We start from the raw sequence: 24,350 nt of genomic DNA on the forward strand, positions 1-24,350 counted from the left end.
ATCTGCCTGTCAGGTTACGGGCAGTCGTGTCAGTTTAGAGTTTTCTACAGGCTGAACCTTATCTTGTTGGAGAAGACCCATGTTTTTGCGCAAATCCCTGCTGTTGACCGCATGCCTGCTGGCGCTGAGCGCTCCGGCGTGGGCATCGCCGGCGCAATCCGTCGATTTTGGTCAGCCGGCCCCGGCAGCCAATGCGACCCGCAGCATCGAAGTGGTCATGGGTGACATGTCGTTCGATCCCCGGGCCATCAAGATCAAGGCGGGGGAGACCGTCCGCTTCGTCCTGGTCAATAAAGGCCAGTTGCTGCACGAGTTCAACCTCGGCGACGCAGCCATGCATGCCCAGCATCAACAGGCCATGCTGCAGATGCAGCAAAGCGGCATGCTGACACCGACCGGCATGAAGGCCATGGATCACGCTGCCATGGGGCATGGCATGAAGCACGATGACCCCAACAGCGTGTTGGTCGAGCCTGGCAAAACCGCCGAGCTGACCTGGACCTTCACCAAACCCACCAGCCTGGAATTCGCCTGCAACATCCCCGGCCACTACCAGGCCGGCATGGTCGGCAAACTAACCATCGAAGCCCCTTAGGCGCTGCGCAGGAGCTGTGTAGGAGCTGTGTAGGAGCTGTCGAGTGCAACGAGGCTGCGATCTTTCCAAAACCACCCAACCCCGAATTCCCAATCCCCAACCCCCAACAAAACCACTGAACACTGATAGAATCCCCTGATTCTTCAGTCAGGTTTCCGCCATGCATCCCGCAGCCGAACACTCGCCGCTGGGTAAATCCAGCGAATACATCGCCACCTACACGCCGTCCCTGCTGTTCCCGATCCCGCGCACCGCAAAATGGGCCGAGCTCGGCCTGACGGCGCAAACCCTGCCGTACACGGGTGTGGACTTCTGGAACTGCTTTGAGCTGTCGTGGTTGCTGCCGTCCGGCAAGCCCGTGGTGGCGATCGGCGAATTCAGCATTCCGGCGGACTCGCCGAATATCATCGAGTCGAAGTCGTTCAAGCTGTACCTCAACTCGCTGAACCAGACGCCATTCGCTGACACGGCAAGCCTCGAGGCAACCCTGGCCAAAGACTTGTCGGCTGCCGCCGGCAAACCGGTGGGCGTGCGCATCCGCAGCCTGAAAGAGGTGGAGGCCGAAGGCGTCGTCGCATTGCCGGGGGTGTGCATCGACGACCTCGATATCAGTGTCAGCAACTACGAACACCCGCGTCCGGAACTGCTGCGTTGCGATGATTCGCGTATCGTCGAGGAGAGCGTCCACAGCCATCTGCTCAAATCCAATTGCCCGGTCACCAGCCAGCCGGATTGGGGCAGTGTGGCAGTCGAATACCGTGGTGCGGCGCTGGATCACGCGAGCCTGCTGGAGTATATCGTCAGCTTCCGCCAGCATTCGGACTTCCATGAGCAGTGTGTGGAGCGGATATTCCTCGACCTGCAGCGGTTGCTCAAACCCGAGAAGCTGACCGTGTATGCGCGGTATGTGCGCCGTGGCGGTCTGGATATCAACCCGTATCGCAGTACCGAAGCCGTGCAACTGCCGAACCACCGCCTGGTCCGCCAATAAAGAACGAATGGGGAGCCCGGTCCCACAGGGAATGCATTGCAAACTGCGCACAATAAAAAGCCCCGCCATCACTGGCGGGGCTTTTTTGCATCTGGCGAATTCAGATACCCATATTGCCCAGCGCCTGCACGATGTTGCGCAAGGTACCAGCAAGGGTCGGGTGCTCGATTTCGAAGCGCTCGACCGCCAGGTTCACATTATCGGACAAGCTTGAATCCTGGGTTTTGGTCTCAAGCTCAAGCTCAAGTTCGATCTGCTGCATCAGTACGTGCAGGTCTTCACGCTCCACTTCCGTCAGTGGCGGATTCTGTTCCAGTTGCTCGCGCAGAGTATTGAGCTGTTCTTGCAGTTCGCGGGCAGGCATGACGTTCTTCCTTTTATCGATAGGCACTGGCATAGACCGCAGCAGCGCGCCAAAGGTCTATGGCTTGCCTTTAGATTAATCCACTCGCGGGCAACCTGCATGCGTTGATCGTGGCGAGGCGGCAATCAGGGCTTTTCGCCCTTGAGTCGGCGCAGGCTGATGTCCGCCAGGCAAGTGTCGAGTTCGCCCAAGTGGTCGATCACCGAATGCACGCCCAGGCCGAACAGTTGCACGGTGGCCTTGCCGCGTTTGAGCTCGCGCTGCTGTGCGCTCAACGCTTGCCATTCATTCGGCGCCAGCCCGCACAGCGATCCGCAGGAGGCCAGGCCAATGGTCCACAAACCGGCGTTCAGGCCTGATTGCAGCAGCCGCGGCTCACCGCTCACCAGCACGCAGCCATCCAGTTGAGCAACGTTGAGGGCCATCAAGGCTTCCCAGCAGGCATGGGGGGACGGCCATGGATTATTTGTTGCAAATTGTGTCGAAGGTTTGATCCATTCCGGCAGCGCGAGCGCCAGGGAGTGGCTAAGGGCAGGGGGCAGTTCATCGAGCCAGGCACAGGGGATTTGCTGTCGCTGCAAGCTGTGCAGACTGTCCAGGGCGCCAGGCGTGACTTCGGCATGCTCCCCTTGATGGTCGGCGTGTTGGCGGGTGCGCGCGCCGAAATCCACCAGGCAGCCACTGAGGCCAAACAACACGGCGGTCAGGCGGGGCGCGGCGAGGGGCAAGGCTTCGGCATGCGGCATTTCGGCATCCTTGAAATAGTACCGAGGCTATTGGACGCGGGTGACAGTTGAGTGACACTGCTGTTATCGACCGTAGGCCAGCTAGACTTGCGCGCTGGCTCACGGCGATACTGCCTAAAACGGCCTTTCCGTCTTATACTAGCCAGCTCAACGCTTGGGTCCAGAGCCCGCGTCAGTACAATCCAAGGAGTTTTTCTATGCGCTGGAGCAACCTTCTAGCTCAGCTGTGTGTGTGTTCCAGCGTGTTGCTGGTGCCTTTCGTTGCCCAGGCAGCCACGGAAGAAGACCCTTGGGAAAGCGTCAACCGCCCAATCTACAAATTCAACGACGTACTCGACACCTATGCGCTGAAGCCATTGGCCCAGGGTTATCAGTACGTGACGCCGCAGTTTGTCGAAGACGGCATTCACAACTTCTTCCGCAACATCGGTGACGTGCGCAATCTCGCCAACAATGTGCTGCAGGCCAAGCCGGCTGCAGCGGGCGTTGATACTGCGCGCCTGATCTTCAACACCACGTTTGGCCTGCTGGGCTTCATTGACGTCGGTACCCGCATGGGCCTTCAACGTAACGATGAAGACTTCGGCCAGACCCTGGGTTACTGGGGTGTCCCGAGTGGTCCGTACGTGATGCTGCCGTTGCTCGGCCCGAGCACCTTGCGCGATGCACCGGCCAAGTACCCGGACTCCTACGTCGGCGCCTATCGCTACGTCGACGACGTAGCCGTGCGTAACTCGTTCATGGCTCTGGATGTGGTCGATGCCCGCGCCAGCCTGCTGTCGGCCGAGAAGCTGATCAACGGCGACAAGTACGTGTTCATCCGTAACGCCTACCTGCAGAATCGTGAATTCAAGGTCAAGGATGGTCAGGTCGAAGACGATTTCTGATTTCGACCAGGCATAAAGAAAGGCGGCCATTGTGCCGCCTTTTTCATTGTCCGGATCACGCAAACTCCAGGTTTTATGGGGCTGAGCAGGCGTTTTGCGCACTGAGTGCTACCTAACATTGAGTTACGGTTTTACCGGTTCTTATAACTACTGGTCATTTGCCAGGTAAAGTCCTCAAGTGACCTTCGCCACGAGCTTGAAACGCCCAGCGGATGGGAGTACCGTCTGCGCCTTAGAGGGCACCTCTGGTGTGACGTGTGCGTAGGGCAAAAGCCCGAAACCGGCGCGTCAGAGAGGCTAGAAAGCGAATCCAGTAGCGAGAGCCGGGTCTAAACCCCGCCTGCTACGCCAACCTAATTCTGGCGCCGTTTGCCCACATGCCAAAAACCAGTGCCACGCTGCTGATAATCGATGATGACGAAGTAGTGCGCGCGAGTCTCGCCGCCTATTTGGAAGACAGTGGTTTCAGCGTCCTGCAGGCCAGCAATGGCCAGCAAGGTCTTCAGGTATTCGAGCAAGACAAGCCCGACCTGGTCATCTGCGATCTGCGCATGCCACAGATGGGCGGACTCGAACTTATCCGTCAGGTCACCGAGCGGTCTGCGCAAACCCCGGTCATTGTGGTTTCGGGTGCCGGCGTGATGAATGACGCGGTCGAGGCCCTGCGCCTGGGCGCCGCTGACTACCTGATCAAGCCTCTCGAAGATCTGGCCGTGCTCGAGCACTCCGTGCGCCGGGCCCTGGATCGCGCGCGCCTGCTGCTGGAGAACCAGCGCTACCGTGAGAAGCTGGAGAAGGCCAACCGCGAGCTGGCAGCCAGCCTCAACCTGCTGCAGGAAGACCAGAACGCCGGTCGCCAGGTGCAGATGAACATGCTGCCGGTCAGCCCCTGGACCGTCGATGAGTTCCAGTTCGCTCACCAAATCATCCCGTCGCTGTACCTGTCGGGTGATTTTGTCGACTATTTCCGTGTCGATGAGCGTCGGGTAGCCTTCTACCTGGCGGACGTTTCCGGTCACGGCGCTTCGTCAGCCTTCGTCACCGTGCTGTTGAAGTTCATGACCACGCGCTTGCTGTTCGAATCCAAGCGCAGCGGTACATTGCCGGAATTCAAGCCTTCAGAGGTGCTTGGTCATATCAACCGAGGCCTGATCAGTTGTAAGCTGGGTAAACACGTCACAATGGTCGGTGGAGTCATCGACGAGGAGACAGGTTTGTTGACCTATAGCATCGGTGGTCATTTGCCGTTGCCTGTGTTGTACACGCCAGACAGTGTGCGTTATCTGGAAGGGCGCGGTCTGCCGGTGGGCCTCTTCAATGAAGCCACCTACGAAGACCACGTACTGGAACTGCCACCGACCTTCAGCCTGACGCTGATGTCCGACGGCATCCTGGACCTTCTGCCTGAACCTACACTGAAGGAAAAAGAAGCGGCTTTGCCCCAGCGGGTCAAGGCAGCGGGCGGCACCCTGGATGGGTTGCGGCAGGTTTTTGGATTGGCCACGCTTGGGGAGATGCCGGATGATATCGCCCTGTTGGTGTTGAGCAGGAATCTTTAATGAGTACCGGTAGAATCCAGTTCGCCGAGCAGGACGGCACTTTCGTCCTGAAGTTCGTCGGTGAAGTTCGCCTGACCCTGTGTTCGGCGTTGGATGCGACTATTGAGCGGATCTTCACGGCGTTGAATTTCAACGCCATTGTGATCGACCTGACCGAGACCCGTAGCATCGACAGCACCACCCTTGGCCTGCTGGCCAAATTGTCGATCCTGTCGCGGCAAAAAGTCGGCCTGCTGCCGACCGTCGTCACCACCCACGAAGACATCACCCGTCTGCTGCAGTCCATGGGCTTCGAGCAGGTGTTCAACATCGTTGACCGCCCGATCCCGTGCCCTGAGTGCCTGACCGACCTGCCAGACCAGGATCAGTCGGAAGAAGTGGTGCGGATCAAAGTGCTGGAAGCGCACAAGATCCTCATGGGGCTCAACGACTCCAACCGTGAAGCCTTCCATGACCTGGTGAACGCGCTCGAGCGCCACTGATACTGTCAAATTCCCACACTGGAATTCACACACAAAAAAGGCGAACCCCTGAGGGTTCGCCTTTTTGCACTGCCTTGGACTAGATCACAGCTTGGCTTGCAGAAGCGCCTCAAGCTTTTCCTGATCCCGGGCAAACTGGCGAATCCCCTCAGCCAGCTTCTCCGTCGCCATTGCATCCTCGTTGGACAACCAACGGAACTGCGCTTCATTCAAGCTCAGGCGCGCCTCACCGGCATGCCCTGGGGCCAACTTGCGCTCCAGCTTGCCGTTGTCCGCCGCCAGTTTTTCCAGCAGCTCCGGGCTGATGGTCAGGCGATCACAGCCAGCCAGTTGCTCGATCTGGTTCAGGTTGCGGAAGCTCGCACCCATGACCACGGTCTTGTAGTCATTGGCCTTGTAGTAGTTGTAGATACGGGTCACCGACTGCACGCCCGGATCGTCCGCGCCGGTGTAGTCGCTGCCATTGGCTTTCTTGTACCAGTCGTAGATGCGGCCCACGAACGGCGAAATCAGGAACACGCCCGCGTCGGCACAGGCCGCTGCCTGAGCGAACGAGAACAGCAGGGTGAGGTTGGTCTGGATGCCTTCCTTCTCCAGCTTCTCGGCGGCACGAATGCCCTCCCAGGTGGAAGCGATCTTGATCAGCACGCGGTCACGGCCCACGCCTGCCTTGTCATAGAGCTCGATCAGACGGTGCGCGCGCTTCAATACCGCGTCAGTGTCGAACGACAGGCGCGCATCCACTTCAGTGGAAATCCGCCCCGGTACTACCTTGAGAATTTCCTGCCCGACCGCGACGCCAAAACGATCGCTCGCCAGCCCTACGTCACCTTTGCAGTCATGCACGCACGCATTCAACAACTCGGCATAACCGGAGATTGCGGCGGCTTTGAGCAGCAGCGAAGGGTTAGTGGTAGCGTCTACCGGCTTGACCCGGGCAATGGCTTCGAAGTCGCCAGTGTCGGCGACGACGGTGGTCATTTGTTTCAGTTGTTCCAGCTTGGAAGTCATGGGCGTGCTCTGTCCTTTGGATCTGATGACATTACCCGAGCGCTGACAGCCACTCAAGGGCGCGTGTACCTATCGAAGGCCCCAGCGGCAACAACCTGAAAACGGCTGTTTGAAAGGTGGGGCGCGGTGTTGATAAATACGATGCCGAAATGCGGAACTGGTTCAACCGGGCTGACCAAGCAGTAAAAGCCGTAGCAGCGCAGAAGCGTAGGAGCTGTCGAGTGAAACGAGGCTGCGATCTTTTAAAAACGGCTGCCATCAGCCTCCCCGCATCAACGCCCCTCCAGCAACTCCGCCGCCTGATCCAGCAACGCCAAGGGCTCCTTGGCCTTGTGAATATCCACCGACAACAACTGCCGAAACCTGCGCGCGCCAGGGAATCCCGTACCCAACCCCAGCACATGCCGGGTGATATGGTGCATCGACCCACCCGCAGCAATATGCGCCGCAATATACGGCCGCAACTGCGCCAGCGCCTCAGCCCGGCTGATCACCGGCGCAGTGCTGCCGAACAGCTGTTGATCCACCTCGGCCATCACATAAGGATTGTGATATGCCTCACGCCCCAGCATCACCCCGTCGAAGGTCTGCAAATGCTCATGGCAGGCCTCCAGCGTCTTGATCCCGCCATTAAGGATGATCTCCAGATCCGGGAAGTCAGTCTTCAGCTGCGCCGCCACGTCATAACGCAGCGGCGGAATATCGCGGTTCTCCTTCGGCGACAACCCCTCCAGGATCGCAATCCGCGCATGCACGGTAAAACTCGTACACCCGGCATCCCGCACGGTGCCTACGAAGTCACATAACTGCTCATAACTGTCCCGGCCATTGATGCCGATCCGATGCTTCACCGTCACCGGAATCGACACCGCATCCCGCATCGCCTTCACACAATCCGCCACCAACTGCGGATGCCCCATCAACACCGCGCCGATCATGTTGTTCTGCACCCGATCGCTCGGGCAGCCCACATTCAGGTTCACCTCGTCATAGCCGTGCTCCTGGGCCATGCGTGCGCAGGCAGCGAGGTCCAGGGGGACGCTACCGCCCAGTTGCAGGGCCAGCGGGTGCTCGGCTTCATTGTGACGAAGGAACCGCTCGTGATCGCCGTTGAGGAGCGCGCCGGTGGTGACCATCTCGGTGTAGAGGAGGGCGTGTTTGGAGAGCAGACGCAGGAAGAAGCGGCAGTGGCGGTCTGTCCAATCCATCATGGGTGCAACGGAAAAGCGTCTAGACACCGTAGAGCCTTTATTTACTTGGGTTGTAGCAAGATTTTGTACCATTTTACTCTACGTGTTCTAGGTCGATTTCAGGGGGTAAAACGACGTTTTTTAAGGGGCACTGGTACAATGTACCAACTCAATTCTCAATTGTACCAGTGACCATGGCCACCATCAGAGCACGGAAACGCACCGGCGGCAGCATGAGCTATACGGCACAAATACGCCTGTATCGCGATGGTGCGCAAGTTTACCAAGAGACCCAGACCTTCGCCCGAAAACAGGCTGCCCAGGCATGGGTTCGCAAGCGCGAGGCCGAGCTGGATCAGCCCGGCGCCATCGAGCGAGCCAACCGCCAAGGCGCCACGGTGAAGGAAATGATCGATCGTTACCTGGTCGAAATGGAAAAAGCCCGCCCGCTGGGTAAAACCAAACGCGCAACCCTCAAGGCCATCAGCGAATCGTACCTGGGTAAACTCATGGACCAGAGCATCAACAGCCAGCAGTTGGTCGAGTATGCGCTCTGGCGCATGAGCAAAGAGGGCGGGGGGATAAAACCGCAGACAGCCGGCAATGACCTGGCACACCTTGGCGCGGTGCTGTCGATTGCTCGCCCCGCATGGGGCTATGAGGTTGACCCGCATTCCATGAGCGACGCGCGAAAAGTCCTGAGAAAGCTGGGCTACAACATGCGCAGCCGCGAACGGGACCGCCGGCCAACCCTGGACGAACTGGACAAGCTGCTCAAGCATTTTCAGGGCATCCAGAAGACTCGCCCTACCTCCATCAACATGCTCAAGATGACCGCATTCGCGCTGTTCTCGACGCGTCGACAGGAGGAAATCACGCGAATTCTATGGGCCGACCTGGACGAGGCAGGTCAGCGAGTCCTGGTCAGAGACATGAAAAACCCCGGCCAGAAGATCGGTAACGACGTCTGGTGCCATTTGCCCCCGGAAGCCTGGGCCATTCTTCAGACCATGCCAAAGGCCTTGCCGGAGATTTTCCCCTACAGCGCCGAGTCCGTTTCCACGTCCTGGACCCGGGCCTGCAAAATCCTGGGCATCGAAGACCTGCACTTCCACGATCTGCGCCATGATGGCGTCAGTCGACTGTTTGAAATGGATTGGGATATCCCGAGGGTGGCCAGCGTGTCCGGACACCGGGACTGGAACTCAATGCGTCGATACACCCACTTGCGCGGGCGGGGCGACGTCTACGCCAACTGGAAGTGGCTGGAGAAGGTTTTGAAGGCGCCCGTGAAGCTGGGCGCCCGGACGTTGAAGTAGCTCAACTGCTACGGGGCAGGCTGTGCAGCTGATTTCTTTCTTTAACCGCGGCGGCACGCTGCCCATCCAGGTACTCAGCCAGATCGGTGATGTGCACGCCCTTGGCGCTCTTTTGACTCGCCTCCATGCGTGTAATCGCGATTTTGATCTGGCCCGCCATCACCTTGCGCTGGAACATGTCGGTGGTGAGGTGAGTGAAATAGTCCGCACAGACGCTCTCCAGGGGAATAACCACCTGGCCGTCATACTGGGCCATCAGCACGAATAGCGTTTTCATGGCACAGCCCCTTCCGCAGAGGGTTTGGACGCCAGCGCCTTGTACCTGAGATCGTCCAGAAGCCTGAGCCTCTCCCGCTGGGTGCGTTGCGTTCGATGCACGCTGTCTTCAAAAATAGCCTTGTCGCTCATTTCGTTGGTCCCTGTGATCACGTTGTTCTCCAATTCAAAGCCCGAATATCTGGTAAGCCAATGTCGGCGTCACGCCTGAAAGTGCCAGCACTTAACAATTGGTTGCTTCGTAATCACCGCATTGCTGTGCTTGGCCTGATAAGCCCGAACCGCGCTGTCTGTCGCCTTATTGACGTCCAGTAGCTTCCGAGAGCGGGAATCCTTGAGGCGCTCCCTCAGTTCGCTGACATCAGCAATTTTCTGACGATGCTCGGTAGCGCACTTCACGAAGTCGTTGAAGTTGATGGCGATGACGTTGTCTTTTTTGCTGTGGTTAACCACCGGGCCATCGGCATCAAGGCTCTCCAGGTACTCGTACACCTCCCAAAATTCAGTCACCACTGGATGGTCGGAGCTGATTGAAGCCTGGCGTTCGATCGCCATGCGGATGATCTGGGCGCGGGTATGGGTGATCTGAGATTCGCTGAGCGGCACCACCAGGCGCATGCAGTCCAGCAATGCGAGCATTTGTGCGTGGTTCTTATTGATACGCTCTACGCGGATGTAACCGCGCAGATTGTTGCCGCAATGGCCACAGTCGTCTTGCTCGCCCTGGAACGGGCGCTCGCAGGCATAGCAATGGGAGTGCAGGTTGCGCAGTTTGGCCTCGTAACCCGGCACGCGTTGGGCGAACGATTCCATCACTTCTGGCTCTTTGCGCACGGCCTGCAACACAAAATTGCTGAGCGTCGAGCTTTCCAGGGAATTGAGCAGATCCGCTGCCGCACGGCTTTCGGGTGTCACGTTCGGCCGCACAAAGTGCAGTTTCACAATTCGCGTCATGATTGCTTCAGAGGCCACCACAGGGGCGTTCTGGCTGATAGCGATCGTTCCGCGAAAAGGGGGCTCATAGGTTTCGTTGCCGGCAGTCTTAACACCCTTGGTAGCCAACGTACCTCCGCCGTAGTAGTCCTTGAGTTCATCCCACTCAAAGGTCTTGGCATGGACCTTGTCGTCTCCGCTACGGTCGGACTCCAGCAGCACGATTGGCATGCCCGACACCTGGCCCATCAAGCGGCTGCGGCCGGCTTTGGTCGACTTGGAAGGGTCGAACCCTTCGTAACCATCGCGGCCGGCAAGCTTCCACAGCAGCGTCAGCAGGGTGGTTTTACCTGCACCGGCCTCGCCAGTGGCTTCAAGAAAGGGAAACGACTGGTACCGACTGCGGATCTGTTCAGCAAACAGCGAACCGAACCAAAAGGTCAGCGCCACAATGCCCTGAGTCCCAAAGCACTGCCAAAGCAGCCCCAACCACTGCGGGTCGTACTTTTTGCTGTCTCTCTGCAGATCGATCTTCACCCCCTTTTGCAGGGTCTTGAGCTTCAGCTTGCCCATTTCAAAGAACTCCTCCTCGTTGATATTGATGATCTGTCCTTCTCGCACGGCGACGTCGTTAAACACGTAACAGCGGTACTCCCTGCTGTAGCCGACGTAGTCGATGGTCTGAACGGTTTTGATGCCGAAAAGCTGATCTTTCATAAGCTTGTCCAGTTGCTGTCCACTGCCGGTGAACACGGCTCCGGCACCCATGCCGAGAAGTCTTTTCTTGAACTCGCTGGCGGCCGCGACCTGGCCACCGGTAAAGGTGTTTTTTACCGAACCACCGTCATGCGGGAAGTCGACACGGAAGAAGTACCAGGACTCGTCGGTGATCTCGTTGCGCTGGAAATAGAGGGCTTTGGGGTAGCAATTGGCGATCTCGACGACACAGCCCGCCATCTGCAATGCCTTATCTCTGATCTGCTTTTCGTTCAGCACCTGGTCGTCTTGATTGTCGCTTTTGTCGAATGTCTGCTTGGCGGCGTTGAATTTCGCGATGTCCAACTTCCACCAGTACAAGCGCGAGTCGTAACAGAAGTGAAACTCCTCCCGCTCTCGCCACTGGTACATGAGCAGGGCTTTGTCACTGGCGCTCTCAGCGATCAGCAAAGCACCGTGATGCCTGGCCTCTTTGAGCTCTTTATCGATCCGCTGCGTTCGGGCTTCGTCGTCATCCATGAAAGCCCAGCGCTGGTGCAGGTCGTTCCAGTCAACCTTGCGCGCGTCGGGTTGGGGCACTTGCGCGGCTTCACAGACGAAGCCGAGCTCACGGGCACGCATCACCCAGGTGCGTGTGTACTTGTGTGCGCCAGGCTCGTTGTCCAGAGCCCAGATCAACTTCGGCGTTCTGCCGCCGCGCGCGGCGATCAAAGCCTTGAGTGATTCCTCCGGAAAGGCATTCGAAGACAGTGCCGCAACGGCCGACAGGTTGTTGTGAATGAGGGCTATGGCGTCGAAGATGCCTTCGACAATCCAGAGTTCGTCGACCTGGAGCAGATCCAGGCACGGCGGGCACCACCAGTGCCCCCTGTAGCTTTTGAGCGGTTGGAAGCGCGCCTTCTTCTTGCCAAAGCGCGAAGGCTGGTCAATCAGGCGCTCCCAGTAACCGCCATGATCGAGCGGGAAGCGCACTGTTGCCGAGCCGATGCCCAGCTCGTGATCAAAGTAGCTTTCCTGCGTGAACCAGCCCTTGAGCATGTCCACACGAAAGCCGCGGCCGAAGGCGAGGTATGCATTGGCACTCGCGGCGGGTTCTTCGCGGGTGACTGGTGCGCGTTTGCTCCAGTCCTCAAAAAGATCGGGGTACAGCTCCTTGACCGGGGCCTGATATCTGCAGTTTTGCTCGCGCCCGCAGCGGATGAACCAAGGTTCATCGTGGCGTGAAAACAGGCGTCGCTGCCCGCACTGAGGGCAGGTGCCTTTGCGCATGTAGTGCGTGCCCGTCATGTGTTTGAGGCCGAACTCGTTCTCAAGGCGCTGAATGACGTCGGCGCGTAGCTGATGTTCCATCTTCATCGGGACTTACTTCACTTCGCCGAGGCTATGTTTAAGGGCGCCGATCAGGCGTTTTTGCGCGGCCATGACAGGGAAGGCCGCGAGTAACGAGCCGTGCCGTAAACCCTCGGGGATCATGCGAAATCGATCGTCGTACCAGTACTCGTTGAACTGAACCGAGTACTGGGCGCGCATTGCCTGGAGCAGGGCTTCGGCCTGTTCGCGGGGCAGTTTTGCGGTGATGGCGACGTCGATTTCCATGATCCACCTCGGATTTCGGGCAAAGCTCACCCAAACCCACGGGAAGCGGGGTAGGGCGGGTGTTTTAAAAGGGTGTTACTGAGGGTGGTGCTTGTGCGGGGAGTCGCGCTGGGTGAGCAGGGTCTGCGGCAGCAGCCTCGCTGGGACCGGGTAACGCAGGTTCGCCCGGGTGTCGATCAGGTGCACGACCGTGCTACCAGGGCTGTGACCCCAGTCCACGCCGATCCACTTGCGTTGGTTAATGACCTCAAGTTCCGTCCAAGCGTTGTGCACCAGCTGCTGCGCCATAAAAACCGGCACCTCCAGCGCGTTGGTCATATGCCGCACGCAGTTCTCGTAGAGCAAGTCGGAATCCACCAGGTGCTGGGCTTCGTGCCGTTGCAGGTAGGCGAAAGCCGCCCGTTGCATGCTGCTGCGGTAGTCGTGATCAAGCTGTTCGTGATTCATTTCGCACACTCCATTTCCATTTGGTCGAGCAGGTCGGGTTGATCGTCGGCGGTTTTCATTGCCTGGCGTCGCATGACGACGCTTGCCACTGGAAGGCGAACTGAGGGGTTTGGCATACCGCTAGGGCTCATCTCATGAGTCATTTCAAACTCAGCCCGCACGGACCAGCCGCAGGCTTCGTTCGTGCATTGCACGTAAGCCACCCGCAGAAAAATGTGCGTGCCCTCGCTGGTGCGGATACGCATGCGGCCGCGGCAATGCGCGCAAACGAGTTTGTAAGTGCTCATGGCCGGGTTCCTTTAGAGCGATTCAGCGGCTTCATAGGCGATGTTCAGCGGGGTGATCGCGTCACCAATCGCGAGCCTGATATCAGTGCCTGAGCAGGAGTCGTTGGTGGTCGAGACAATTTCTTTTAAGGTGTCCAGTCGCTGCTGAGCGATAACCATTAGGTCCAATAATTGATGTCTTTCTACTTCGGAGATGTAGGTCATGGGGATTCACTCAAAAAAGGATGTTGAGGGCTTATTGCAGCGCTTGCAGGAGCGGCAGGCAGCGTTGGTGGACATCATGCGTGGCAGAGAAGCCACGACGTCGAGTACCAAGGAGGTGCCAAAATTAGTCGTGAAGGCTGAGGACATTCGTTTTGCTGTCGATGACGTCGCTACTGCACTGAAAGAGATCAAGTCACGTCTCGGTAAAGGGTGATGGTGGCTGTGCATACTCACCGTCCTTGTATCGTCTTGCTGTGCAGCTGGATGGTCGCCAGGACTTCGGCATACCGGGCAGACATGTAGTGCATCAGGGCGTTGATGATGGCTTCGGCTTCGCCCTTTTCGATGACGCCGTCGTCCATGGCTTCGGCAATGATCTGGTCAACCCTGCCGCGCTTGGCGGCAGCCTTGATTGAGCGGGTGAACAGCTCGACGTTGTCCAGCGATTCAGGGGTTGTCAGCGGTACGAACATGCCGCCGTACTTTGCGGCGATGTAATCGGCCAAAAAAGTTGTTCCAGTGACTTGCTCCAGTCGATGGATGTGGTCATCGGATAATGGGCGGCTGCCGGCGCTCTCGTAGGCGTGGTTGTCGAATTTCTTTATTGGCAACCCGAGATCGGCGGCGGCATATAAACGGCCCTTGGGATAGGCGCAAATAACTGCACTAACCACATCTTTACGACTTGCTAGAACTGGCCGTTTCATCTTCTGGTTTCTCCTTGGCGATATCGCCCCTACAGTTAATTCACAACCTGGGGTGCAACCGATAGTTCAGCAGGCTCCGCGAGGATGCCGGGCAGCACTTCTTTCCCGATTAACTTAGAGATGTCGCGAAGGATGCGGAATGACAAGCGTCCTCGCGGAAGTGAGTCGTGACCAGCCCACCGTTGTACCACCTGCGTGACCGTGCGCGGTTCGTAGCCGTGGCTGATGGCGAATTGCCGAAAATTGCTTCCTTGTTCAATCAGTCGCGCCTGAATCTGACGCTTTTCCATGGCTTGGCTCATGGTTGATGTGTCCCTACTTGGTTAATATGTACCTGTTTGTTCGCAGTATACGCACCAAAACGGGTGCGTCAACCGGATCATATGAAAAAATGAGTATAGCAACGCGTCTGCGCACTGTTCTCGATCTGAAGGGGTTATCCATCAAGGAGGCTTCTGAGGTTGTAGGAATTCCCTACAGAACCCTACAGAACTATCTTCTGGATGAGCGCGAACCTAACGCGAAAGCAATGGGTGCGATGCGCACCTATTTGGGTATAAACGTCGATTGGTTGCTAACCGGCGAGGGAACAATGTTTCGCGGTGTTGCGGCGCCTGGGACGAGTGCAAACGCTGAAAATTTGCAGGAAGAGGCCATGCTTGAGCTGTTTCGCTCGCTCGGAGAGGCAGGACGCCGAGAGTTACAAACCGTTGCGGAGGAGAAAAAACGGCTCATGGACATCGAGCGACGACTCAAGGAATTGACCGAAACGCTTGCTGATACTAATCGGCCAGCCTAATCTGTTCCCATTAAGAACAGATCATGAAGAAAAGGAACTTCGATGGCTGCCGAAAAGGACTCACTGCGTTTGCTGTCTTTCTCCTACCGTGATAGCAAGGGTAATGTGACTGAGCGTGAGCTCACTCACTGGAAGGAAACCTCCGTCTATATCCAGGGGCGTGCTGAATCTGACGCCTTTTATCGCACGTTCCGAAAGGATCGGGTGATTGAGTATTTGTGTGGTGCGCAGCATCTTTCTTTCGACCGAGCACCGCCACCCCCTCCGTATTCAAAAACACTGCCTACAGATGTGCAAGGTCAAATTCTTTTCACCGGATTTAAATCTGAAGATCGCATTAATTTAGAAAATCTTGCGGCTGCGAATGGTTTGCGTGTAGTTAAAACGCCAACCAAAAATCTCGCATTTTTATGCGCTGGTTATAATGCTGGTTGGACAAAAATCGAAGCTGCGGTGGGGAAAGGTGCGTTTATTCTAAGTGAAGCGCAGTTGCTCGCAATGTTTCAAACGGGTGAGATATCAGAAGTTAGTTGAGCGGTTATGCATGTTGTAACTGTTGTCGAGTGTCGAATATTTGAAAAACTTGGCTGGTGCGATGTTTTTTTTGATATTGGGGGGGTATGACTATTCAGTTAGATGTGTGGGTCGGCGATTTTATGTGAGCGCTAAGCTCTTGCTTGAGACTGCGACGAGCGGTAGTACATATGGGAAAATGCTGTCTACTATTCGTGCTAAATTTCCAGGTGCAAGTAAGTGTTTAGTTTCTTGGGGACCTGATGAGAAAGCGCTTGGTGTTGACGAAGCTATGGGTATGTTGCAGGAATCTGAAGACGATAGCTTATCGAGTGTGACTCTCCTGATGAAATTCAAAGCGCTGCACAAGCTGCCACGCAAATGTTTCATGTGGCAGCAAACACTTCACATTTCTGGTTGAAGCAATTTACCGGTAGTCTCTTTCCAATTGCTTTGGGCTGCGGAGTCGGCTGGTGGGCGATAGTATACGACTCCGAGCTTAAACAGATGGACTCTTTAAAGGATGTCGTAACAAACGTATTAACGTTTGCATCTGTCCTTGCGGGCTTTATGGTTACATTGATGCTGTTTACTGGCAGAACCAATGGTGCAAAGTTACTTACTGTAGACCAGGCTCCTGCGTACGTTCAAAAAGTCACGTATTTGCTTTTTTCTCAGGCGTTTACGTTAATCATTCATATCGGTTGTATAATTCTTTGCGTGGCATGGCTTTTTATGCTGGGAGTAAAGTCTGCTCCTGAAATAAATTGCTGGCTTCTCGTAGCAGTTTTTGGTGTCGTTTCTCTTTCTTTGTTTCGGACCGTCCTACTACCCTTTCAGATTTATGAAGTTCATCTTTTTGAACTGGAAGCTATGCTTGAAGAAAAGTACAAAGAGTATGAGAAAAGCAAAGAGGACGACGGCGAGTGACATGGCTTTTTCTACGCGGTCGCGTAGGTTGGTCGTTTGGGTTTATAAGTCCGATTCAGAAATCGTCAATGTCTGGGTACATGATTTTACCTAATATCCAAGGCTCAACAATTTGACTGTGAACATTGCGTAGAAAAGAACCCCATTCCTTACGACTATGCGCGTCTGGCCCCAAGACAGTTAGAAGCAAGTATTCATCACGAAAATCGTCGTAGGCGTACAACAACCAAAAATCATTATCGGGATCATTCACCAAGGTGGTGCGATGATACTGGCTGCGAGCGGATGTCCAACGCACTTGCATTTCAGGGGTGCTGGCCAAGTGAATGTGATGCATATCGGACAAATCAAGGGCTTCATCTCTGCCAAAGATGTTCGGCAGCTCTCCGCACACTTTGTAATTATAAAAGTGAGCGGAGTAGTTTTGCCAGTTTCTGATCGTCTCGAACAGTGCTGAAATTTTGACCGACGGCATCCAGGCCTACTTGGAGACTGGGAGCTTGCCCGTGACGACGAAAGCCTCAAAGGCTTTTTGCCCGTCGCGCGCGGCTTGCCGCACATCAAGGTAGGTCAGTTCATCGCTGATTACCTTTTTTCGCGGTTTTTCGGCTTTCTTCGCGGTGGCCATGGCGACCTCCAGAGGATGTGTATTCATGCTGAAAAGCTTATGCGATTAATCATTTTTGAGCAAACCGCTCAGTTGTTTCGGGGTGCATCCGTTGCCACTCACGGCCCACTGCACGCTTTGCGGATTTCTCGGTTACATACAGCCACCGTAGCCGCTTCGGCTTGCTCTGATCACCGGCAGTAACGGCCTTATCCTTCCCGCTCTTCATATCCCGATAATGAGCAATGATCCCGGTGAAATCCCCTGTGGTCTCGTCCGCCAGCCCCTCAACGGTGTCCTCCGGCAATTTGCTCTCCAGATCCAGGCTCATGGTGTAGCCGTTGTCGGCGCCCAGGCTGTGTCGCACGTTCCCGCCGTACCAAATGATCTCGTCAATTTCAGCCTTCACGCCCTGTAGGGTGTAAGTCAGCTCAGGAATCAGATCAGGCCTGCCTTTTGCGAGCGTATAGCTCAAGGTGGCAGTCCCTCGCTGCAATCGGTTGAACTCCGCACGTGCGGCACGCAAGGCTGATTGGTGGTCGCTGTAGGTGTGGCGCAGGTCTTTCAGGTTATCTCCACCCCCGGCGACGGCCTCCTGTTTTTTCGCGCTGTTTACATCGTAGAAGTAGGCGCGCACGCCGTCGTAGCTGTCCCGCTCGGCGTGCAGGTAGCTGTGCTGATCGCCGTCGACGCGGGTCAAAGTGATGTGGGGCAGGGCCAATCCACTGGCCGACTTGCCGCCGCCTGCCGGCATACACAGCAGGCAGCCCGCTTTGACGGTGGTTACTGCGTCGAATTCTTCGCCCAGACGAGTGATCAGGTTGGCGTCCGATTCGTTGGCCTGGTCGAGCTGCAGGATGGGCAGTTCCCCTAAAGCGGCGGAAATCGAGGTTGTCAGGCCGTTGCCGGTGGCGATGTCACTTAAGACTTTACTAAGTGTGGTGTCGCTCCAGCTGCGTTCGCGCTTCACCTTCAGCCCTTTGCGCAGATCCGCCGACCGTGCGCGAATGCTCAGCACGTCCGGGGCGCCGCTGTGCTCCGTTTCGTCGACGGTGTACGTGCCTTTGTCGACCAGGCCGGTATCGCTCCAGCCGAGCCAGAGCCGCAGCACTGCGCCCCTGGACGGAATGCTGAGCAGCCCGTCGTGGTCGCTGAGGGTGATGCTGAGTTGATCGGCTTCTATCCCACGGTTATCGGTCAGGTCCAGGTTCATCAGCCGCGGATTGACCAGGTGCGCGATATCGACGCCGTCGACCGTGAGTCGATAAGCCGGCACTGAGTACACCGTATCGCGGCGATATTGTTCCAGCGGTGCGGTCAGGTACCCGGTTACCCGGGCAGTGGCGTCATCAATCACAGCAAGCCCCGCAGGATGTTGAGCCCGGTGCTGATGCTGGAACCGAGTAAGTCGATGCGGCCATCATCGATGCGCTTGAGGGCCAGGTTGAATTCGATCCGGCGGGCGGCGCCGTCAGCAAAGAACAGGCTCCGGGTTTCAGTCAGGTTTTCGATCACCCACAGCCCGCACAAGCGGCCGGTACCTTCGACCATGGGCCAAGCCTTGCCTGTATCGGCCATCAGGCGCAGTGCGTCGAGGCTCAGAGTCGTGCCGGCCAGCTCGGGCAGGATGATGCCGGGGAGGGTGATCGCATCTTCTCCGCGTCCGAGGAACTGGCGGGCAGGTTGGGCGCCAATACGATTGCTGCTGGGGTGGCGCCAATCAGTTTGGCGCTGCATCTCCTGGTACGCGGCGGTGTGCAGGCTGAAGACGAACATGCCGAGGGCGAGCATCATGTGAGTTTTACTCCCGGTCTTTCAGACGGCTGCGGCTGCGGGCTGACTTTTCGCTTTCGATGCGCGTCAGCTCGAAGCGCACGGCTCGTGCGATGGCTTGAGCATCCATCCCGGGTGTGGGGTGGATATTGATTTCGTACTTGTCGTGGCTGTCGTAGGTGGACGCTGCAGGCCGGCTGACGGGGGCGCGGTTGTCGATCGATAACGCGGCGGCGCTGTTTGCTCCCATCGCCATTGTGGGTAGCGCGATGCTGCCCAGTGCGATGGCGCTGGCTGCGGTGATCTGTTTGCTGATTCGCGACATGGCGTTTAGCGGGCCTGCTTCGCCACCGCGCAAGCCTTGTGTCAGGCCGTCCATGGTGAAGCCGCCCAGCTCGGCGAACACGCGTGAGGGGCTGTGAATGCCGAGCTTCTCCTTGAACCAACCGATGGTTGAGTCGCCGATTGAGGTGATGGCGCCTTTGATTTGGCCCAAGCCGGCGAACAGTCCGTTGACCAGGCCGTTGACGATCATGTTGCCGAACTCTGTGAAGCGGTTCGGCAGGTCGATGCCCAGGTAACCCAGCACGCCCGCAAATGCCTGGTAGATCAGGCCGAGGGGGCTGAAGTTGGCCAGCACGGTCAATATGCCGCCGACGCCACCGCTGAAGCCCGCTTTTATCTCGGCCCATGCGTCGGTGAAGTAGGTCTTAACGGCGTCCCAGTTGCTGTAGATGAGGTAAGCCGCCGTCGCAATCGCGGTGATGGCGAGGCCGATGGGGTTGAGCATCAGAGCGCGTCCAATCATCAGCAGGGCCTTGCCAACGAAGGGCAGGACGATCTTGCCGAGCTTCCACAGCAGGCCTATGAGACTGGGGAGTTGAACGCCCATTCTGGCGAACATGAAACGCAGGGCCACGAATGGGAGCATTACGCTTGCCACTGTGACGAGCAGCCCGCCTATCGCCATGGTCAACCCGGCAATGATTGCGGCGGCTTTGATAAGCCCTCCAGCGAGTGCGGGGTTTTCCTTGATCCACAGACCAACGCTGCGAACGACATCGGTAATACTTCGGATGAACTCCCTGAGCGGCCCCTCGTTGACGTCGGTGATGCCGATGCCGACTTCCTCCCAGGCACTGCGTAAACCTTTCAAGTCGCCGTCAATATTGTCGGCGCGGGTACGTGCCATTTTGGCGTTTTCACCTTGGGCGTTTTGTAGCTCACTCAACAGTGCTTTCAGGGCGCCAGTACCTTGTTTATCGATTAGCTCTGCCATGCCTGAACCCGCTTCGGCTCCAAAAATATTTCTCAGGTGAGCGGTGCGCTGGGTGTTGCCCATTTTGTCGGTGGCGTTGGCGACGTCTTGGAGGATGCTGGGCATGTCCCTAAGGTTGCCGTTCGAATCACTGACCTGTAGTCCAAGCTCAGCGATAGAGTTTTGTGCTTCTCTGGCTGGAGCAGCCAGACGGTTGAGCATGGCGCGCATAGTGGTGCCAGCCTGGCTGCCTTGTATGCCGATATTACCCAGCAAACCCGCCATCGTTGCTGTCTGCTCAAGAGTCAGCCCCAAGCTTTCGGCCGAGCCCATGTACTTCATTGTTTCGCCCAGCATTGCGAGGTTGATGTTGGCGCGGGCCGAGGCGGCGGAAAGTACATCGGTAACGCGAGTGATGTTGCCGCCAACTTCGGGATCGATCTTGAAGGCGCTGCTGATGTTTGAGGCAATGTCCGCCGTTCGTGCCAGATCCACTCCGTTGGCAAGGGCTAGATCAAGTATGTCTTGCATAGAGGCGTTGATGGCCTGCGGCGAGAAGCCTGCACGCGCGAGGAACGTTTGCCCTGCGCCAACCTGCGTGGCACTGAACGCAGTCGATCCGCCGAGTTCACGGGCTTGCTGCTTGAGCGCTGTGAAGCGGTCGTCGTCTTTTCCCAGGCGTGTTACCGCTTGCAGCTCGCTCATTTGGGCGCCGTACTCGATGCCTGGTGCCAGCAGCCTTGCTCCGGCATAGAGCGCAGCACCACCACCCGCTAAAGCCCCGGCACCTCTGGATGCCATATTTCCGGCAAGTTGTTTTTGCTTGTCATACGTGGCGCGGGCATTGGCGAGTGCGTTTCTGTGTTTGCCTATGGCAACCAACCGATCTTTCTGGGTATTGAGCGCTCGGTTGGCCGCGTCCACTTTCGTCTTCAAGCTGGCTTCGTGTTCACCGAGTTTGCCGGTGGCAATACCGGCCTCTCTCAGTTTGGCCATGTGAGGGGTTAGCCCCTTTCGCTGTTCCTGCAATTTGGTGGTCAAATCGCGCACAGCTTCATGGGCTTTGCGAAAGTCATTCTTGAATTTGCCAGATGCGGCGTCTCCGCTTGTTTGCATGGCAGTTTTCATCAAGCGCAGTTGCTCCTGCGCTTTGTTCAGTTTGTCGGAGGTAGCCCCTATCGCGCCTTGCTGCTTTTTGAACGAGGCGATATTTGATTGCTGGTCCTTTAGCAGCTTGAGTTGATCGCGAGCGGCCTTCAGTGCTTTTGCCGTGTCGGAGCTGCCATCGGTAATACGCCTCAGCGGCTTGCTGGCCTTATCAATGGCGTTCAGCAGTACCTGAATTTTTAGATCAATTGCCATCGCTGGTACTCCGCACCCTGGCACGCTCGCGCCAGTCCATCAGCTCCTGCAGGCCCAGCTGATCCATATCGGCCGGCGCCCAGTGAAAGACCACGGCCAAGTCGGCCATGGCATCTTCTACGCAACGAGGGAGGCGTCCGTCTTCGTCTGCTTCTGTAGCAAAAAACCGACGATCCTGGTGCCGATGGCGAGCAGGTCGGCCGGGTTCATGCCTGCGGCTTCAGTGGCGGTGAGCGCCGGTGAGCTGATGCGCGGTAGCACCTTGATGAGGCTGCCGACATCGAGGTTCAGCAACTCGGCCAGGTGAATGCCGCGCAGCTCGCCGGCATTGGGTTTGCGCAGCGTGATGCTGTCGACTGCCTGGGTGCCGCGCTTGATCGGGGTGTCGAGGGCGACTACGTTTTCGTTGACGACGATTTCATCGGTGGTGGCATCGACGTTGGGTTCGTTGGTGCGCATGGTGTGCTCCTGGTTAATGGCTGTGGGTGATGTTCAGGGTCAGATGCCGAGGGCGATACGCTGTTTTTCAAGCATGTCGACGCCGTTGATTTTTTCGATGAAATTGAGCAAGTCGATCTCGATGATGTCCTCGCCGTCGACCGTCAATTTGTAGTAGCTGCAGGTGGTGGTCATGGCGTGTTCGGTGTCTTCGCCGGCCTGGCCGTCGCCCATTTCGATGGTTTCGTGGCGGCCGCGAACGACGATCTCGACGTTGCTCATTTCTTCGGTGTCGTCCTGCTGGAAAGCGCCGGTAAAACGCAGCAGCACGCCTGATGCCTTGACCATGCCGAACTGGCGCAGCGAGATCAGATCCAGGCCACCGGTCTTCCACTCCAGCTGGATACCGTCATCGGAGATGCCCAGGTCAGCCTTGACTGGCCCGTTCATGCCGCCGCCGCGATAGCTTTCCATCTTGCGACCGAGGGTGGGCAGGGTGACGGTTTTGGAGACGCCCAGATAACTGTGGCCGTCGTTGAAGAGGTTCATGTTCTTGAGTTTGCGAGGCAGGGCCATGGCGGTGTTCTCCGGTCGGCTGGCGCAGTGTGACCCCCGCGAGGGGAGGTCCGGGATTAGCTTTTGATGCGGCTGGCGAAGTCGACCAGGTAGCGGTCGGTGATGCGCTGGCGCAAGGTCAGGTCTTCCAGCGGCGGCACGGGGGTGTAGTCGTAATCGATGAAAAGCTTGCCGGCCTTGAGCGTGGTTTCGTCGTTGGCTTCTTCGTCGAACCAAGCGGCGCCGCCGATCAGGTAGCCGCCCGAAACCATCTCGCGGAATTTGTCGTTGATGCTTTCGAGCATGTCGCGCACCAGCGAGGGGTGCATGGGCCGATCAATGGCCCACATTTGCGCCTCGGCCATGGTGTCGGCCAGTACCTGGGCGGTGCGGGTGTAGTTCTCGAATGCAAACAGTGAATCGTCGCTGCATGTACGGCTGCCCCAGAAGCGGTAACCACCTTCGTTGATCAAGGTGGTGACTTCGTTGCTGTTGAGGTAGTTGGCATCGGTGGCGGGGTTCTGCAAATCCCAGAACACGTCGGCACTGATACCGGTCACGCCATTGACGGCGACGTTGGACAGGGTTTTGTGCCAGCCCACTTCCTGGTCGATCTTGGCGCGCAGCCCGAGCGCCCGCGCCACGGCCGGGGCGGTGACCGTTGCATTGGTGGCGGTGCTCCAGTTCTGGAAGTCTGGCCAGATGACCATGACTTCACGAGCGCCGAAGTTTTCGCGGTAGGCGGTCGCTTCCTCTTTGGTTTGGCAATCCCAGGCGCTGACGTAAGCGAAAGCGCGCAGTTGCTGGGCGATGGCGACCAGTGCGGTGGCTACCGGCTGGCTGTCGAGGCCTGGTACGCCGAGGATTCGCGGAGTGACCTTCAAGCGGGCCTTGGCCGCGAGCAGGGCCTTCATGCCGGTGTATTTGCCGGCAGCGGTGGTGGTGCCGATCAGGTTGCTGGTGGTTTCTGCGTCATCGGCGCCTTTGGCAACACGCACTACCACGGTGATCGGTTTGGTCTGATCGGCGATCGCCTGCAAGCTGGCGGCGAGGGTGCCTTGCTTACCGGCCTTGCCGATAGCGGTTTGCACGTTGGTGATCAGGACCGGAGTGTCCAGCGGGAACATCGTGGCGTCCGCGTCTTCGGCGGTACACACCATGCCGATGACAGCGGTGGAAACGGTGCGGATTGGGCGAGTGCCTTCGTTGATTTCGAGGACTCGCACGCCGTGATGATATTCGTCGGCCATAAGGGGATGCCTGCGCAGTGTTTGGAATGACAGTGCACAGGCTGCCGCGCGCGCGCCGCTTGGGCGAGCGCGTGGGCTTGTAGGGGAGGGTGCTACAGGGACAGTTGACGGGGCTGCTATTGGATCTGCTCAGCCACCCAAGGCGGCGCCACCGGCCGGCGTCCTGAATCAGGGAAGTCGGGTGATAGAGGCCAGTCCCGCAGAGTCTGGACATAACTCAACAGCTCTGCTGACTGTTCAGCGGTAAGCGTTGTTGGCCTTGCAGAGTCGACTTCGTCGCGGTGCCGCTCTCGCAGCCATCGAACGCTTTCGATTTTGCCGTCTCGCCACAGCCGTTCAGCCGCCGTCAGTTCATCGGGCGTTAGCGGTGGTGGATCGATCAACATGGGCAGCCCTTCGTGATCGTGGCTGCGCACCTTGCCCGGTTCAGGGTTGGCGATGACTTCCAGGTAGCGTTCCTCAGTGATCGGGACGACATCCCCTGGCGTATCCCCGTGAATGGCTTGGAGGTATGTGCTGCCTGTGGACGGGCTATAGAGTCGTTGCATATGAAG

Annotated in this window: 32 protein-coding genes; 10 read left to right on the forward strand and 22 right to left on the reverse strand. The window is 57.5% G+C overall.

Annotated features, from left to right (window positions below; translation table 11 throughout):
• Positions 1-79 precede the first annotated feature (79 nt).
• Both copI and queF read left to right on the forward strand, forming a co-directional pair.
• On the forward strand, positions 80-595 hold the full coding sequence (gene copI, locus UB23_RS26940) for a copper-resistant cuproprotein CopI (protein WP_045062472.1): 516 nt from the start codon (positions 80-82) through the stop codon (positions 593-595).
• 160 nt (positions 596-755) lie between these two features.
• Positions 756-1,586 (forward strand): NADPH-dependent 7-cyano-7-deazaguanine reductase QueF, encoded by an 831-nt coding sequence (gene queF, locus UB23_RS26945; RefSeq protein ID WP_045062474.1) that lies wholly within the window; start codon positions 756-758, stop codon positions 1,584-1,586.
• A gap of 100 nt (positions 1,587-1,686) precedes the next feature.
• Here the strand turns inward: queF and UB23_RS26950 are convergent, their stop codons facing one another.
• Both UB23_RS26950 and UB23_RS26955 read right to left on the reverse strand, forming a co-directional pair.
• Positions 1,687-1,950: a DUF4404 family protein gene (locus UB23_RS26950; RefSeq protein ID WP_045062476.1), complete on the reverse strand. Its 264-nt coding sequence runs from the start codon at positions 1,948-1,950 to the stop codon at positions 1,687-1,689.
• Positions 1,951-2,075: 125 nt separating this feature from the next.
• Positions 2,076-2,696, reverse strand: a complete 621-nt coding sequence (locus UB23_RS26955) for a hypothetical protein (RefSeq protein WP_045062479.1) — start codon at positions 2,694-2,696, stop codon at positions 2,076-2,078.
• A 197-nt stretch (positions 2,697-2,893) separates the two neighbouring features.
• Between UB23_RS26955 and UB23_RS26960 the strand changes: the two genes are divergently transcribed.
• The 3 genes from UB23_RS26960 to rssC all read left to right on the forward strand — a co-directional run bounded on the left by UB23_RS26960 (position 2,894) and on the right by rssC (position 5,624).
• Complete coding sequence (locus tag UB23_RS26960; RefSeq protein WP_045062482.1) at positions 2,894-3,583, forward strand: MlaA family lipoprotein; 690 nt, start codon at positions 2,894-2,896, stop codon at positions 3,581-3,583.
• Positions 3,584-3,960: 377 nt separating this feature from the next.
• A complete protein-coding gene (gene rssB / locus UB23_RS26965; protein WP_045062484.1) occupies positions 3,961-5,142 on the forward strand; it encodes a two-component system response regulator RssB in 1,182 nt (393 codons plus the stop codon).
• Entirely contained in the window at positions 5,142-5,624 is a 483-nt protein-coding gene (gene rssC, locus UB23_RS26970) for an anti-sigma factor antagonist RssC (protein ID WP_007935262.1), read from the forward strand. Before rssB ends, rssC begins: the two co-directional genes overlap by 1 nt.
• Before the next feature lie 84 nt (positions 5,625-5,708).
• On the opposite strand, the gene tal is transcribed toward rssC, so the two are convergent.
• Entirely contained in the window at positions 5,709-6,635 is a 927-nt protein-coding gene (gene tal, locus UB23_RS26975; protein ID WP_045062488.1) for a transaldolase, read from the reverse strand.
• 272 nt (positions 6,636-6,907) lie between these two features.
• Positions 6,908-7,918 carry a tRNA dihydrouridine(20/20a) synthase DusA gene (dusA, locus tag UB23_RS26980; RefSeq protein ID WP_082069258.1) on the reverse strand — a complete coding sequence of 337 codons (1,011 nt, stop codon included), beginning with the start codon at positions 7,916-7,918 and terminating at the stop codon, positions 6,908-6,910.
• 101 nt (positions 7,919-8,019) lie between these two features.
• Between dusA and UB23_RS26985 the strand changes: the two genes are divergently transcribed.
• Positions 8,020-9,144: a tyrosine-type recombinase/integrase gene (locus tag UB23_RS26985; RefSeq protein WP_045062490.1), complete on the forward strand. Its 1,125-nt coding sequence runs from the start codon at positions 8,020-8,022 to the stop codon at positions 9,142-9,144.
• Between the two features lies 1 nt (position 9,145).
• Here UB23_RS26985 and UB23_RS26990 read toward each other — a convergent pair whose 3' ends face one another.
• The 6 genes from UB23_RS26990 to UB23_RS27015 form a co-directional block, all read right to left on the reverse strand.
• Entirely contained in the window at positions 9,146-9,421 is a 276-nt protein-coding gene (locus UB23_RS26990) for a pyocin activator PrtN family protein (RefSeq protein ID WP_045062492.1), read from the reverse strand.
• Between the two features lie 200 nt (positions 9,422-9,621).
• Positions 9,622-12,420, reverse strand: a complete 2,799-nt coding sequence (locus UB23_RS26995; RefSeq protein ID WP_045062574.1) for a toprim domain-containing protein — start codon at positions 12,418-12,420, stop codon at positions 9,622-9,624.
• A gap of 12 nt (positions 12,421-12,432) precedes the next feature.
• Entirely contained in the window at positions 12,433-12,666 is a 234-nt protein-coding gene (locus UB23_RS27000) for a hypothetical protein (RefSeq protein ID WP_045062494.1), read from the reverse strand.
• Between the two features lie 75 nt (positions 12,667-12,741).
• Positions 12,742-13,113, reverse strand: coding sequence for a hypothetical protein (locus UB23_RS27005; RefSeq protein WP_045062496.1), 372 nt, complete (start codon positions 13,111-13,113; stop codon positions 12,742-12,744).
• Positions 13,110-13,400 (reverse strand): ogr/Delta-like zinc finger family protein, encoded by a 291-nt coding sequence (locus tag UB23_RS27010; RefSeq protein WP_045062498.1) that lies wholly within the window; start codon positions 13,398-13,400, stop codon positions 13,110-13,112. The genes UB23_RS27005 and UB23_RS27010 overlap by 4 nt, the downstream gene beginning before the upstream one ends.
• Before the next feature lie 12 nt (positions 13,401-13,412).
• Entirely contained in the window at positions 13,413-13,604 is a 192-nt protein-coding gene (locus UB23_RS27015; RefSeq protein WP_045062500.1) for a hypothetical protein, read from the reverse strand.
• On the opposite strand from UB23_RS27015, the gene UB23_RS27020 reads away from it, so the two are divergent.
• The gene (locus UB23_RS27020; RefSeq protein ID WP_045062502.1) at positions 13,603-13,818 is read left to right on the forward strand and encodes a hypothetical protein; all 216 of its coding nucleotides are present in this window, start codon (positions 13,603-13,605) and stop codon (positions 13,816-13,818) included. The genes UB23_RS27015 and UB23_RS27020 overlap by 2 nt on opposite strands.
• A gap of 16 nt (positions 13,819-13,834) precedes the next feature.
• Here the strand turns inward: UB23_RS27020 and UB23_RS27025 are convergent, their stop codons facing one another.
• A complete protein-coding gene (locus UB23_RS27025) occupies positions 13,835-14,311 on the reverse strand; it encodes a YmfL family putative regulatory protein (RefSeq protein WP_045062504.1) in 477 nt (158 codons plus the stop codon).
• A 35-nt stretch (positions 14,312-14,346) separates the two neighbouring features.
• The gene (locus UB23_RS27030) at positions 14,347-14,601 is read right to left on the reverse strand and encodes a phage-associated protein, BcepMu gp16 family (protein WP_045062506.1); all 255 of its coding nucleotides are present in this window, start codon (positions 14,599-14,601) and stop codon (positions 14,347-14,349) included.
• A gap of 101 nt (positions 14,602-14,702) precedes the next feature.
• Here UB23_RS27030 and UB23_RS27035 point away from each other — a divergent pair, with 101 nt between their 5' ends.
• The 3 genes from UB23_RS27035 (at position 14,703) to UB23_RS27045 (ending at position 16,553) form a co-directional block, all read left to right on the forward strand.
• On the forward strand, positions 14,703-15,110 hold the full coding sequence (locus UB23_RS27035; protein ID WP_045062509.1) for a helix-turn-helix domain-containing protein: 408 nt from the start codon (positions 14,703-14,705) through the stop codon (positions 15,108-15,110).
• Positions 15,111-15,152: 42 nt separating this feature from the next.
• Positions 15,153-15,644, forward strand: a complete 492-nt coding sequence (locus UB23_RS27040; protein ID WP_052673023.1) for a BRCT domain-containing protein — start codon at positions 15,153-15,155, stop codon at positions 15,642-15,644.
• Positions 15,645-16,004: 360 nt separating this feature from the next.
• Positions 16,005-16,553 carry a hypothetical protein gene (locus tag UB23_RS27045; protein ID WP_045062512.1) on the forward strand — a complete coding sequence of 183 codons (549 nt, stop codon included), beginning with the start codon at positions 16,005-16,007 and terminating at the stop codon, positions 16,551-16,553.
• Positions 16,554-16,608: 55 nt separating this feature from the next.
• On the opposite strand, the gene UB23_RS27050 is transcribed toward UB23_RS27045, so the two are convergent.
• From UB23_RS27050 to UB23_RS27090, 10 genes are all read right to left on the reverse strand, one after another.
• Entirely contained in the window at positions 16,609-17,028 is a 420-nt protein-coding gene (locus UB23_RS27050; protein WP_045062515.1) for a type II toxin-antitoxin system YafO family toxin, read from the reverse strand.
• A gap of 6 nt (positions 17,029-17,034) precedes the next feature.
• Positions 17,035-17,181: a hypothetical protein gene (locus UB23_RS29980; protein ID WP_177328603.1), complete on the reverse strand. Its 147-nt coding sequence runs from the start codon at positions 17,179-17,181 to the stop codon at positions 17,035-17,037.
• Between the two features lie 49 nt (positions 17,182-17,230).
• Complete coding sequence (locus tag UB23_RS27055; RefSeq protein ID WP_045062517.1) at positions 17,231-18,517, reverse strand: phage late control D family protein; 1,287 nt, start codon at positions 18,515-18,517, stop codon at positions 17,231-17,233.
• Entirely contained in the window at positions 18,514-18,954 is a 441-nt protein-coding gene (locus UB23_RS27060; RefSeq protein WP_045062519.1) for a phage tail protein, read from the reverse strand. The genes UB23_RS27055 and UB23_RS27060 overlap by 4 nt, the downstream gene beginning before the upstream one ends.
• Positions 18,955-18,961: 7 nt before the next feature.
• Positions 18,962-21,553, reverse strand: coding sequence for a phage tail tape measure protein (locus UB23_RS27065; RefSeq protein ID WP_045062521.1), 2,592 nt, complete (start codon positions 21,551-21,553; stop codon positions 18,962-18,964).
• Positions 21,543-21,662 carry a GpE family phage tail protein gene (locus UB23_RS28970; protein ID WP_045062523.1) on the reverse strand — a complete coding sequence of 40 codons (120 nt, stop codon included), beginning with the start codon at positions 21,660-21,662 and terminating at the stop codon, positions 21,543-21,545. The genes UB23_RS27065 and UB23_RS28970 overlap by 11 nt, the downstream gene beginning before the upstream one ends.
• 8 nt (positions 21,663-21,670) lie before the next feature.
• Positions 21,671-22,012, reverse strand: coding sequence for a phage tail assembly protein (locus tag UB23_RS27075; RefSeq protein WP_045062526.1), 342 nt, complete (start codon positions 22,010-22,012; stop codon positions 21,671-21,673).
• 39 nt (positions 22,013-22,051) lie between these two features.
• Positions 22,052-22,567 carry a phage major tail tube protein gene (locus tag UB23_RS27080; protein ID WP_045062529.1) on the reverse strand — a complete coding sequence of 172 codons (516 nt, stop codon included), beginning with the start codon at positions 22,565-22,567 and terminating at the stop codon, positions 22,052-22,054.
• A 56-nt stretch (positions 22,568-22,623) separates the two neighbouring features.
• On the reverse strand, positions 22,624-23,796 hold the full coding sequence (locus tag UB23_RS27085; protein ID WP_045062530.1) for a phage tail sheath protein: 1,173 nt from the start codon (positions 23,794-23,796) through the stop codon (positions 22,624-22,626).
• A 116-nt stretch (positions 23,797-23,912) separates the two neighbouring features.
• Positions 23,913-24,344: a phage tail assembly chaperone gene (locus tag UB23_RS27090; RefSeq protein ID WP_045062533.1), complete on the reverse strand. Its 432-nt coding sequence runs from the start codon at positions 24,342-24,344 to the stop codon at positions 23,913-23,915.
• Positions 24,345-24,350: the final 6 nt, after the last annotated feature.

The organism is Pseudomonas sp. ES3-33, assembly GCF_000952175.1.
Lineage (GTDB): Bacteria > Pseudomonadota > Gammaproteobacteria > Pseudomonadales > Pseudomonadaceae > Aquipseudomonas > Aquipseudomonas gregormendelii.